The organism is Sphingobium mellinum (assembly GCF_037860795.1).
In the GTDB taxonomy this organism is placed as follows: Bacteria; Pseudomonadota; Alphaproteobacteria; order Sphingomonadales; family Sphingomonadaceae; genus Sphingobium; species Sphingobium mellinum.
Genome location: NZ_JBANRK010000038.1, coordinates 1 through 11673, shown reverse-complemented (window position 1 = coordinate 11673; position 11673 = coordinate 1). Strand labels below are relative to the sequence as shown.

Sequence of the window (11673 nt, the reverse complement as noted above, 5' to 3'; positions counted from 1 at the left end):
CAATGGCCGGTTTTTACACCGCCGCGCTCAGCAAAACGCCGGCGCTCCATTGGCCTGGTTTGTCACCGCCATGCACAGGCTTCCCCGCATTCTCAACGGCACGGATTGGTGGTGCCAAGGCTATTCGGAGCCCGGAGCAGGCTCCGACCTGGCGGGCTTGCAAACCAGCGCCATGCGGGATGGCGATCATTATATTGTGAATGGCCAGAAGACCTGGACGACACTGGGCCAGCACGCGAACATGATGTTCTGTCTCGTACGCACGTCGCGCGAAGGCAGGAAGCAGCAAGGCATTTCCTTTCTGCTCATGGATATGAAGGCGAAGGGTGTTGAGGTAAGGCCTATCCGTCTGCTCGACGGCGAGGCGGAGGTGAACGACGTGTTCTTCACCGATGTCCGCGTCCCGGTCGAGAATTTGGTCGGCACTGAAAATCACGGGTGGACCTACGCTAAATATCTGCTGGGCTACGAACGCACGAATATCGCTGGTGTCGGTGCGTCCGAGGCGGCATTTCGCCACCTTCGCGAGATCGTGAAGGCGCAACGGACGGGAGATGGCACGTCTGCCGAAGAAATCCTCTTCGCCGCTCGCCTGGCGCGTCTCGAGATCAGACTTGAGAACATGCGGACCACAAATCTACGAGTCCTGGCAGCAACGGAACAGGGCGTTCCGTTCGCGGCGGGAAGCTCCATGTTGAAGCTGTTGGGTACGGAGATCCGACAGGAAATCACCGCCTGTATGCGCCGCGCGCTTGGCAGTTATGCGCAGCCGTTTGTGTCCGAAGCGCTCGAAGGCGATTTCGCCGGGGAGGCGGTAGGGCCGTCCTACGGCGCCTCGGTCGCCACCCAATATTTCAACAACCGAAAACTTTCGATCTTTGGCGGCTCCAATGAAATTCAGCGCGATATCATCGCCAAAGATCTCCTGGAATTTTAAGCAATGGACTTCCATCCACTCGAACATCATCAAATGCTTGCCGATACGATCGGCAGATTTCTCCGCGAGCGTTATGCGATCGAAGCCCGGCACGGCATAAGCGGGTCGGCCGACGGATGGTCCCGGCAGCATTGGCAGGCCTTGGCCGATCTGGGTGTGGTCGGCGCACTGTTGCCAGAGCATGCGGGCGGCTTCGGCGGAACGGGATCGGATATCGCCATTGTCTTCGAACAGTTGGGGCGCGGACTGGTCGTCGAACCCTTTCTCGGCACGCTGATGGCCGGGCGCATTCTGGCGGAGGCGGGCGGCTGGGAGGAGACGCTGGGCAGGGTCATTGCAGGCGCTTGCGTCCTGGCCTTTGCGCATGAGGAGCCCGGCGGCCGCCACGCGGGCACATCGATGACGACCCGAGCAACGCAAACCCCAACGGGATGGGTCCTCACCGGCGAGAAAATAGTCATACCCCAACTGGGAGCGGCCGATCAGATTGTTGTTTCCGCGCGGATATCGGGGAGTGAAGACGACCTGGGCTTGTTTCTCGTCGATAATGGCGGCAGCGGCGTCGAATGTCGGGGATATCCGCTGATTGATGGCGGACGGGGTGGCGATCTGCGCCTGACCGCCGCTCCGGCAACGCTCGTGGCGATGTCCGGTCAACCCATCATCCAGCGCGCAATGGCGGCCGGTATCACTGCGCTCGTCTGGGAAGCGGTGGGCGTCATGGAAGTTCTGAAACATTCGACGCTGGAATATTTGCGTACCCGGCGTCAGTTCGGCATGCCGATCGGCGCGTTCCAGGCACTGCGGCATCGTATCGCGACGATCGCGGTCGAAATCGAGCAAGCGCGCTCGGCGGCCATAAATGCCGCTGACGCGCTCGAATCGGCCGCGAGCGAGAGAGAGCGGCTCATTGCGGCGGGAAAATACACGATCGGTCGCGCGGGGACGCTGGTCGCTGAAGAAGCCATTCAGATGCACGGGGGCATCGGGATGGCCTGGGAAAACCGGGTCGCGCACTACGCCAAGAGGCTCACAATGATCGACCACCAACTCGGTGACGAGGATTACCACCTCGCACGATTTATCGCGTTGAGCCGTGGCGCCCTGAATACTGGAACGCAATCAAGCACCTCGAATGGTCGGGGCCGTACTTTTGACGTGTCCTGAAGAAGGGCAAAAGGCAGCAGGCCCCGTCAAGCGCGTCAGCGTTCATACTCTCAGGCATGGCTTCGCGACGCATCAGCTGGAAAACGGCGTCGATAAGGGGCCGTAAGACCTGCCGTCGGCGGGTCCCCCGACGTCGTGAAGCGGAGGCTGCGTCTCGGGCGGTCAGCCCGAAGCTGATGGACGTGTATCGGCAGGACGGACTTACGCTCGACCAGTTGGCCGCGTTCAGCATCACCGACGACCATGCCCGGCAGGAGGACCGAGAGGTTGGATCGTTTCCTGATCGATGGCAAGTGGTCGCAATTTTCCGTCATGGGCATATTCGAGCTGCAGGACGGACGGATCACGCACTGGCGCGACTATTTCGATTCGGCGCAGGTGGAGGCCGCGAAGGCAACGGTTGTATGATCATGCACATGAAGTCGACGGCGACCTATGACGGATCAGTCATCCGGATTCTTCAGCGCACTTAACAAGGCAGGAGACCCGCCTCCCGGTAGCTGGCGATCACCGAATTGTAGAGTGAGACATCTGACCGGCTTCTGGCGAGAAGCTGCGCGCCGACAATGGCGGCAAATATCGCCTGTGCCCTCTGTTCGCTTTTCTCAGCGGCGATAAGGGAAGCTGCTGTAAGATGGCGACCGATCCATGCGACATTGACGTCGGCAAAGAGCTGGACCTCTTTTACCACCGCGTCCGGCAGATCGTCGAACTCGGCGGCCATGAAGCTGCCGAGGCACATTCGGTTGTCATTCTCAAGCGCCTTGCGGAACGTATCGGGATAGCGACGCAGGCATGCGAGCGGATCCAACGTTTCGTCCGACAGGGCTTCCAGAGCCGCTGCAGCATCCTCGCGATAACGCCGCGCCACCGCCGCGCCGAGATCGGCCTTGCTGGGGAAATAATAATGGATGCTTGCCGACTTGATGCCCACGGCTTCCGCGAGATCACGAAAGTTCAGTCCGCCATAGCCATGCGCCTGCGCAGCCCGCGTGGCAGCGCTCAGAATTAACTCTCTGGTGTTCGTACTCATCCCCATGCCCTCGCCCGTTTCATCTGCCACTTGGCAGATAGGCATTGACACACCCATAACGATATATCTATTTCATCTACCAACTGCCAGATAGAGAGGAATTTTATGAAGATCTATGATCGGGAGGCCGCACCCCATCCCGCACGGGTCCGCATCGTCCTGGCCGCAAAAGGTCTTGAGGACCAGGTCCAATTCGTCAGCGTCGACCTGATAGCCGCCGAACAGAAGCAGCCGGCGTTTTTCGCGATGAACCCGATCGGGAAGATCCCTGTTCTGGAGCTGGACGACGGCACGATTATTTCCGAGTCTACAGCTATAACCGAATATCTCGACAATCTGGATGGCAACCCCATACTGACCGGCACGACGCCGCGTGAGAAGGGGCTCATCCACATGATGCAACGTCGGGCCGAGATGATGCTGATCGACGCCGTCGACGATTATTTCCACTATGGGACCCCGGGCCTTGGCGCTGCGCTGCGCCCTTGGCGGGCGCCAGAGTGGGGTGGCGCAAAGGAATGGGGGCAGCGGCGTGGCGCATTTGCCGTGGCCAATATGCCCTATTTCAATGATGTGCTGGCGAAACAGCCTTTCCTGGCGGGTGACCAGTTTTCGATGGCCGACATAACCTTGTTTGCCGGCCTGATGTTTGCCGACATTGTTGGCTTGCCAATCGCTCCGGAACTCACGGCTCTTCACGCCTGGCGTGCTAAGGTTGCCGATCTTCCCGCCGTGAAGAATCGCAGCGGTCAGATCCCGTTGCCGGAAGATCTGGCGCGACACGGCGACGCGGCATAAGCAGGCAATATATGCTGGCGGCCCCATTGGGTTCAAAGTCAGGGATCTCGGGGCGGGTTTGGGCAATGTCGTCTATGGCCGATGGCACCGCTGTCGGTGACCCAATCTTCGTGGGTTATCTGGCTCGGGCGGCGCCGGTCGAATGTGGCGCGCCAGTCGCATGCCTTCTGAGAGCATCTGAACGCGACTTCAATCCCTTAATCAGCAGGCTTCGCCACCGCCTAGATGTGAGCTTTCAGGAGGTTGTTCATCCGTCATGAGCCGGGAAGACTGAGGTCGCGACACTTCAGCGCCGGAGGACCGGATGAACATCTATAAGAATGCCTGAACCACGCCCTACAGGCGAGCCGAGATCGTTCGGCGGGTAGTGGTGCTGCGCGAGACACCCAGGGGTTGAGGAATATGATTCACCGTTGTGGGAGGTGGATCATGGGAAAGGCCTATTCGTCTGATCTTCGGGCTCGGGTCGTCAACCATATTGCTTCGGGGCAATCGCGGCGCTCGGCTTCTCGTCATTTCGGAGTGAGTCCGAGTTGCGGTGACGCTTGCGCAGCGGGTTGCGGCGACGGGATCGGCGCAACCTGCTCGCCAGGGTCGCCCACCCGGAGACGGCAAACTCGCCCCCCATATGGTGACGCTGACGAAATGGATTGATGCCGAGCCGGACATCACCATGCCTGAACTGTCGGCCCCGCTTGCGGCCGCGACGGGCGTTCAGGCGCATCCGGCTTCGTTGTCGCTAGCGCTTCTGAAAGCTGGCTACAGCTTCAAAAAACGCTGCTGGCATCGAAATGCGGACGCGATGATGTTGCCAAGGCGCGCCGTGCCTGGCGTGTGTATCGGCAACCCAGCCTGCGCAGGCAGCCTCATCATCTTGTCTTCATTGACGAAACGGCGACCACGACCAAGATGACGCGATTGCGCGGAAGGACACGGCGCAACCAGCGCCTGAAAGCGCGCGCTCCCTTCGGTCACTGGAAAACCCAGACATTCATCGCTGCGTTGCGCTGTGATGGCCTGACCGCACCATGGGTCATCGATTGCCCAATGAACTGCATGACCTTCGAAACCTATGTCGAAACCCAACTCGCTCCCACGCTCAATCCTGGCGACGTCGTTAGGGGTCGTCAGGCGCACCCGCGCACAGGTCTCATCATATGCTCGTCGGCTGCTCATTGTCCCTCGGCATCATCGCGCTTGTGCGTCAAAGGGAAGGGTGTAACGTGCCCGCATTGGCCATGGGGCGTTTCCTCATGCCGAGACGATGCTTGCGCAAGCTCGAATACGAGGCGCATCGGCACCAGTCCCGACTGAGGTCAGGTAAGCTGAACGTCAGTCGTGGCGTCTTCAAAGGGAGAGCGGCCATGGCAATTGCTCATCCAGGTGATCCGATTTCGTCCCGTGATGAATATGAAATCCGCAGGATCGGCCTGCAGGATCTGCGCATTGCGCTGGGGCAGGGCTGGGATGATTTTCAGGCCAAGCGCGGCGATCTCGTCTTCATCGGCTTCATCTATCCACTGGTGGTCCTGTTCGCGATTCTGATGGCCAGCCAGGCTTCGATCCTGCCGCTGCTGTTCCCGCTGGTGACGGGATCCGTGCTTTTCAGCCCCGCTTTGGCGAGCGGTTTCTATGAACTCGCCCGGCGCCGTGAACTGGGATTGGACAGCCGCTGGCGCCATTTCCTCGATGTGGTGCGCGGGCCGTCGTCGCCGGGGCTGTTCGACCTTACCAGCGTTACCGCCTTGCTGTTCCTCGCCTGGATCGCTGCAGCATGGTTCATCTACCATTCGACGGTCGGCCGGCTCGGCCCCGAGGCGATCTCCTCGGTAGGTGCGTTCCTGAACGCGGTGTTCGGCACGGGCGAAGGCTGGCGGATGATCATCTTCGGCAATCTTGCCGGTCTGTGCTTCGCGATCGTCACGCTGGCGGTCAGCGTCGTGTCCTTCCCCATGATCATCGACAAGAAGGTGAATTGGGGCGTCGCGCTGCGCACGTCGGTGCGGGTCGCGTGGAACAATCCCGTGACCATCGCTGCTTGGGGCCTGATCGTCGTCGCCCTGCTGATCCTGGGCGCGCTGCCCGGCCTGGTTGGCCTGGCGGTGGTGCTGCCAGTGCTCGGCTATGCGACCTGGCATCTCTATACGCGCGCAGTGGTTCGCTGAGAGATCGCGGAAGCTGCTCCCGCCTTAGCGGGAGCAGCTTTTCCTTTATTCGCTGGTCGGCTTGGGGAGCGGCGGTGCGCCGTTCCCCAATGTCGCGAGATATTTGATCACCGCCGCCCGGTCCTCGGGCTTGCGCAGCCCGGCGAAGCCCATCTTGGTGCCCGGCACATCGCGCGCGGGCGAGGCGAGAAATTCGAACAGACCCTGATAGCTCCATATCCCGCCATGCGCCTTCATCGCCGGCGAATACGCAAAGCCCGCATGGCTCGCCACAGCTCGGCCGACCACGCCCCACAGATTGGGACCGATCCGATTTGGGCCGCCTTGCGTGAAGTCATGGCAACTGGCGCAAAGCTGCGTCTTCGCCTTGCCCGTATTGGGATCGGCGGTCGCGAGCAGCGTCCCCAGATCAGCGACGGGGGCCGCAGCAACGGCGGCGCTGGCTGATGGCATGGGCGCCTTCCCCTGCATGGCGTGCCGATAGGCGATCACCCGATTGCCCTCGCCGGGTTCGCCCAAGCTCGCCGGCCAGTCCCGTTGCACCTCCGCCATGTCGATGCGCGGCGGGGCGTCCTCGGGCGCATAGGCGAGGTCCCCGGCCTTGGAGCGAGGATAGACCTGGCCCGCGAACCAGTTGAAGCCCCACAGCGACGCCGTAGCCCCCGCGACGCACAGCCCCGTTACCACCCAGCGCATCCGCACCATGGCTCATCCTCCCCCACCCATGAAGATCGCCCGCGTCCACCAGGCATAGTCCGCCTCGATCGTCATGATCCGCACGAGCACCAGCAGCACCAGCGGCGGCACGAGGATGGCGTAGATCAGCGACAGCCGCTCCCACGCCAGATGCATGAAGATCGACAGGATGAGCCCGGCCTTGAGCAGCATGAAGAGGATGATCAGCGTCCAGCGTATGATCCCCTGCACATGCATGTAATCGACCAGATAGGAGAGGGTGCTGAGCACGAACAGATAGCCCCAGACCTTGAGGTAGAGGCTGATCGGATGCTGTTGCCCTTCATGAACGGGCTGCACCTTTGCGGCGGGGATATCGTGCTTCATGGCGCTCACCACAGGTAGAAGAAGGCGAAGATGAAGACCCAGACGAGGTCGACGAAATGCCAGTAGAGCCCGGCAATCTCGACCGCACTGTAATCGCCCGTCCGGTCGTAATGGCCGCGCGCGACCTTGGACGCGATGATCAGCAGCAGGATGACGCCGCAGGTGACATGCAGGCCGTGAAAGCCGGTGATCATGAAGAAGGTCGCGCCGAATTGCGGCGCACCCATCGGATTGCTCCAGGGCCGCACCCCTTCCTCGAAGATCAGCTTGGTCCATTCGAACGCCTGCATCGACAGGAAGGTGAGGCCAAACAGTGCGGTCAGCAGCATCAGCGCCGCGGTCTTGCGCCGGTCGCGGCGATAGCCGAAGTTCACCGCCATCGCCATGGTGCCGCTGGAACTGATGAGCGCGAAGGTCATGATCGCGATCAGCACCAGCGGGATTTCGTGCCCCCCGATATTGAGCGCGAACACCTCCGCCGTGTTCGGCCAAGGCAGCATGGCCGACGCGCGCATCGTCATGTAGCCGGTCAGGAAGCAGGAGAAGATGAAGGTGTCGGACAGCAGGAAGATCCACATCATCGCCTTGCCCCAATGGGTGTGGCGAAACACCTCCTGATCGGCTGACCAGTCGGCCGCGATCTCACGCAAGGCGGGGGTGATGACCTCGCGATCTCGTCTGTCCGTCATCGTCTGAGACATGGCGATATGACCTCACGTCGATACAAGCAGCCCGGCAAGCAAAATCCAGATGAACAGAAGAAAGTGCCAATAGAGCGCGCACAGGCGGACATGCCGGATATTGCGCCCGACAACCGCCCATCCCGCCGCGACCAACCCGCCGATGATGTGCAACCCATGCAGCGCGGTCAGCAGGTAGAAGAAGGCGTTTGCCGGATTGGCGGACAGATAAAAGCCCGCCGCCTGATAATGGCGCCAGAGCAGCCACTGGCCGATGAGGAAACACAGTCCCAGCGCAGCTCCCGCGGTGGACGCCGGGACGGCCTTGTCCCACCTGTCCGCGCGCCGCGCGATTTCCCAGGCAATGCTGCTTCCCACCAGCGCCGCGCTGTTGATCCACAGCAGCGGTGGATCGGGCATCGGCACCCAGTCATGGCCGCTATGCCCCAGCGCGCCATGCAGCCCCATGCGCATGATATAGGCCGCCCCCAGTAGCGAGAACATGACGCAGGCGACCGCGACATAGGCGGACAGGCCCACCGCCCCCGCCGAGGGGCGATCGGGCTGCACGTCCCGGTCGCTGGCCGGCTCCCAGCTCCTCTCGGCCAGGCGCGCGAGCAGGTTCATGCGCGCGGCTCGGTTTGCGGGATGAAATCGCGCGGCGCGCCCGGCACGCTATAATCATAGGCCCAGCGATAGACGACCGGCAGATGCGGTCCCCAATTGCCATGTTCGGGCGGCGTTTGCGGCGTCTGCCATTCCAGGCTCGCCGCGCCCCAGGGATTGGGATCGGCACGCGGGCCCCGGAACAGGCTCCAGATCATGTTGAAGAAGAACAGGCCCTGGGCCGCGAACACGATCAGCGCGGCACCGCTGATCCATTCATTGGCCAGATGCACCGACTGCGGGATGAAGGCGGTCTCTCCCAGCGCATAATAGCGCCGCGGTACGCCCAATATGCCGAGATAATGCATCGGCAGGAAGATCGCGTAGACGCCAAGGAAGGTGATCCAGAAATGCAGCTTGCCAAGCGTATCGTTCCACATCCGCCCGGTGATCTTGGGATACCAATGGTAGATGGCGCCGAAGATCACCAACACCGGCGAGACGCCCATCACCATGTGGAAATGCGCCACCACGAAGAAGGTGTCGGACAAGGGCACATCGACGCTGACATTGCCCAGGAACAACCCCGACAGCCCACCGTGGATGAACGTGAAGATGAAGGCGATGGCGAACAGCATCGGCACCCGCAGGTGGATGTTGCCGCGCCACAGGGTCAGCATCCAGTTATACACCTTGATCGCGGTCGGGATGGCAATGATCAGCGTCGATGTGGCGAAGAAGAACCCGAAATAGGGGTTCATGCCGCTCACATACATATGGTGCGCCCAGACGACGAAGCTCAGCGCCCCGATGATGACGATCGCCCAGACCATCATGCGATAACCGAAGATGTTGCGCCGGGCATGGACGCTGATCAGGTCCGACACGATGCCGAAGGCGGGCAGGGCGACGATATAGACTTCGGGATGGCCGAAGAACCAGAAGAGATGCTGGAACAGGAGGGGACTGCCCCCTTCGGTCGGGGTGATCTTGCCCATGCTCTGCATCGTCGGCATGAAGAAGCTGGTGCCCGCCAGATGATCGAACAGCATCATGATCGCCGCGACGAACAGGGCCGGGAAGGCGAGCAGCCCCATCACCGAAGCGGTGAAGATGCCCCATACCGACAGCGGCATCCGCATCAGCGTCATGCCCTTGGTCCGCGCCTGCAGCACCGTCGTTACATAATTGAGGCCGCCCATGGTGAAGGCCGCGACGAAGATGGCGAGGCTGACCAGCATGGTCACGATGCCCCATTGATGCCCCGGTGTCCCTTCGCTGATCGCTTGCGGCGGATAGAGCGTCCACCCCGCGCCCGTCGGCCCGCCCGGCACAAAGAAGCCCGTCACCAGCACGATCACCGACAGCAGGTAGAGCCAGTAGCTGAGCATATTGACGAAGGGGAACACCATGTCCCGCGCTCCGACCATCAGCGGGATGAGGTAATTGCCGAAACCGCCGAGCAGCAGCGCGGTCAGCAGATAGACGACCATGATCATGCCGTGCATCGACACGAACTGGAGGTAGTTGTCCGGCTGGATCGCGGGAAAGGCGCCCGGAAAGCCCAGCTGCAACCGCATCAGCGCCGACAGCACCAGCGCCACCAGCCCGACCGAAATAGCGGTCACGCTGTACTGGATGGCGATGACCTTGTGATCCTGGCTCCAGACATATTTCGTGACCCAACTGCGGGGATGATGCAGCGGGCGCAGGTCGTCAGCCAGTGTGGTAGCCATCAGCGATTGCTCCAGGAAGCGGGCAGGGTGCAGGCATTGGCCTTGATCAGCAGGATCGACATCGCGGCAGGGGGTGCGTTGGCCAATATCTGGGAGAAGCTCGTCTGTTGCGCCTGCCAGGACGCGAACGCCTTGGGCGATTCCACGACCACCTTGCCCCGCATCTCATGATGGCCGGTGCCGCACAGCTCCGCGCAGAGAATGTCGAACGTGCCCGTCTGGGTCGGCGTCAGCCAGAAATAGGTGACGATGCCGGGCACCAGATCCATCTTCGCCCGGAATTCGGGCACATAGAAATCGTGCAGCACATCCTTGGAGCGCAGCACGATCTTCGCCGGCTTGCCCATCGGCAGGTGGAGATCGCCTGCCTCGACCAGCAGATCGTCCCGCCCGAACGGATCGAGCGGATCGAGGCCGAGCGGATTGTCGGGCGTCACATATTTGACCGCCGCCGCCCCCAGCACGCCATCTGGCCCCGGATAGCGGAACGACCATTGCCACTGTTGCCCGACCGCTTCGACGATCGCGGCTTCCTTGGGCACGTTCACATATTTGCCCCAGGCGGCGAGCCCCGGCGCCAGCATTCCCGCGATGCCGATCGCCGTCCACACCGTCAGCCGCTTTTCCAGGCTGGCATTTTCCGGCTCGTAGTGCGCCTTGTGTCCCGGCCGGTTGCGATAGCGCACCAGCACCCAGGCCATGAACAGGTTCAACAGGATGAAGGCCGCCGCGCAGATCCACAAGGTGACGTCCAGGGCGGAATCGATGGAGCCCCAATTGGACGCGATCGGCGTCCGCCACCACGGGCTGAACAGATGAAAGGCGACCGACCCAAACACCAGCATGGCGATGGCGACCGCAATCGGCACAGGCCCTCTCCCATCTCTGATGGCGTGCCTCGCAGCCTTTTCTTCGGCCTTTTCGAGTCGCGCTCGGGGAAACCGCCCCCACAATCTATATAAAAATGAGAAAAAGGGAAAACTATTGCGCGGCGGACCAGCCCCCGGCCGGTCGATGCTCCCCCTTCACAACAACCATACGACAAGCATCGTATCCGGCGTGGTCCCGATCCTCATAGCAAACAGGAGAAGTTACCCCAGCATTACCCCCGCTTAGACCGGGGCGCAGTCGTCTGTAGAGTAAAGTATTGTAATTAACCGACAAATCTGGAGCGGGCGAAACGATTAGAACCATCGACCCCAACCTTGGCAAAATAAAAAAGGTTACTTCATGCAATAGCCTGAAAGAAACATTTGTTGTTTGTCAAGACGTTATTGTCGATTTAGTAAGGGTATGGGCGGTTTCATAAACATGAAACCATTACCACATCTGTTACAAACGGCAAAATTTCTTAAGTAATAAATGGCGAAGCATCGTTTCACGGACCAATGGCTCAAGCACCTCCAACCTTCTAAGAGACCGTTTGAGAATGGGTTGATGCGGCGGCTCGGGCGTGATTCAAGCTTGGGATGTGGACCCGAGCGAGCCG

General features: G+C 61.1%; 13 protein-coding genes. 6 read left to right on the top strand and 7 right to left on the bottom strand.

Going from position 1 to position 11673, the window contains the following annotated elements:
• From AAC640_RS18050 to AAC640_RS18040, 3 genes are all read left to right on the top strand, one after another.
• On the top strand, positions 1-937 hold a 937-nt coding region (locus tag AAC640_RS18050; protein ID WP_340268799.1), incomplete at its 5' end, for an acyl-CoA dehydrogenase family protein.
• Positions 938-940: 3 nt separating this feature from the next.
• Positions 941-2104, top strand: a complete 1164-nt coding sequence (locus AAC640_RS18045) for an acyl-CoA dehydrogenase family protein (protein WP_340268797.1) — start codon at positions 941-943, stop codon at positions 2102-2104.
• A 267-nt stretch (positions 2105-2371) separates the two neighbouring features.
• Positions 2372-2512, top strand: a complete 141-nt coding sequence (locus AAC640_RS18040; RefSeq protein WP_340268795.1) for a limonene-1,2-epoxide hydrolase family protein — start codon at positions 2372-2374, stop codon at positions 2510-2512.
• Between the two features lie 61 nt (positions 2513-2573).
• Here the strand turns inward: AAC640_RS18040 and AAC640_RS18035 are convergent, their stop codons facing one another.
• On the bottom strand, positions 2574-3137 hold the full coding sequence (locus tag AAC640_RS18035) for a TetR/AcrR family transcriptional regulator (RefSeq protein ID WP_340268793.1): 564 nt from the start codon (positions 3135-3137) through the stop codon (positions 2574-2576).
• A gap of 105 nt (positions 3138-3242) precedes the next feature.
• On the opposite strand from AAC640_RS18035, the gene AAC640_RS18030 reads away from it, so the two are divergent.
• From AAC640_RS18030 to AAC640_RS18020, 3 genes are all read left to right on the top strand, one after another.
• Positions 3243-3935, top strand: a complete 693-nt coding sequence (locus AAC640_RS18030) for a glutathione S-transferase family protein (protein WP_340268791.1) — start codon at positions 3243-3245, stop codon at positions 3933-3935.
• A 628-nt stretch (positions 3936-4563) separates the two neighbouring features.
• Positions 4564-4848 carry a hypothetical protein gene (locus tag AAC640_RS18025; RefSeq protein ID WP_340268789.1) on the top strand — a complete coding sequence of 95 codons (285 nt, stop codon included), beginning with the start codon at positions 4564-4566 and terminating at the stop codon, positions 4846-4848.
• Between the two features lie 451 nt (positions 4849-5299).
• Positions 5300-6100, top strand: coding sequence for a DUF2189 domain-containing protein (locus tag AAC640_RS18020; RefSeq protein WP_340268787.1), 801 nt, complete (start codon positions 5300-5302; stop codon positions 6098-6100).
• A 45-nt stretch (positions 6101-6145) separates the two neighbouring features.
• On the opposite strand, the gene AAC640_RS18015 is transcribed toward AAC640_RS18020, so the two are convergent.
• Genes AAC640_RS18015 through AAC640_RS17990 form a run of 6 tightly spaced genes read right to left on the bottom strand, consistent with a single transcriptional unit; the run spans position 6146 to position 11053 of the window.
• Positions 6146-6805, bottom strand: a complete 660-nt coding sequence (locus tag AAC640_RS18015; protein WP_340268785.1) for a c-type cytochrome — start codon at positions 6803-6805, stop codon at positions 6146-6148.
• A 3-nt stretch (positions 6806-6808) separates the two neighbouring features.
• Positions 6809-7162: a cytochrome C oxidase subunit IV family protein gene (locus AAC640_RS18010; RefSeq protein WP_340268783.1), complete on the bottom strand. Its 354-nt coding sequence runs from the start codon at positions 7160-7162 to the stop codon at positions 6809-6811.
• A 5-nt stretch (positions 7163-7167) separates the two neighbouring features.
• Positions 7168-7851, bottom strand: coding sequence for a heme-copper oxidase subunit III family protein (locus tag AAC640_RS18005; RefSeq protein ID WP_340268781.1), 684 nt, complete (start codon positions 7849-7851; stop codon positions 7168-7170).
• Positions 7852-7875: 24 nt separating this feature from the next.
• Positions 7876-8469 (bottom strand): cytochrome c oxidase subunit 3, encoded by a 594-nt coding sequence (locus tag AAC640_RS18000; RefSeq protein WP_340268779.1) that lies wholly within the window; start codon positions 8467-8469, stop codon positions 7876-7878.
• Entirely contained in the window at positions 8466-10184 is a 1719-nt protein-coding gene (locus AAC640_RS17995) for a cytochrome c oxidase subunit I (RefSeq protein ID WP_340268777.1), read from the bottom strand. Before AAC640_RS17995 ends, AAC640_RS18000 begins: the two co-directional genes overlap by 4 nt.
• Positions 10184-11053, bottom strand: coding sequence for a cytochrome c oxidase subunit II (locus tag AAC640_RS17990; RefSeq protein ID WP_340268775.1), 870 nt, complete (start codon positions 11051-11053; stop codon positions 10184-10186). Before AAC640_RS17990 ends, AAC640_RS17995 begins: the two co-directional genes overlap by 1 nt.
• Between the last annotated feature and the right edge of the window lie 620 nt (positions 11054-11673).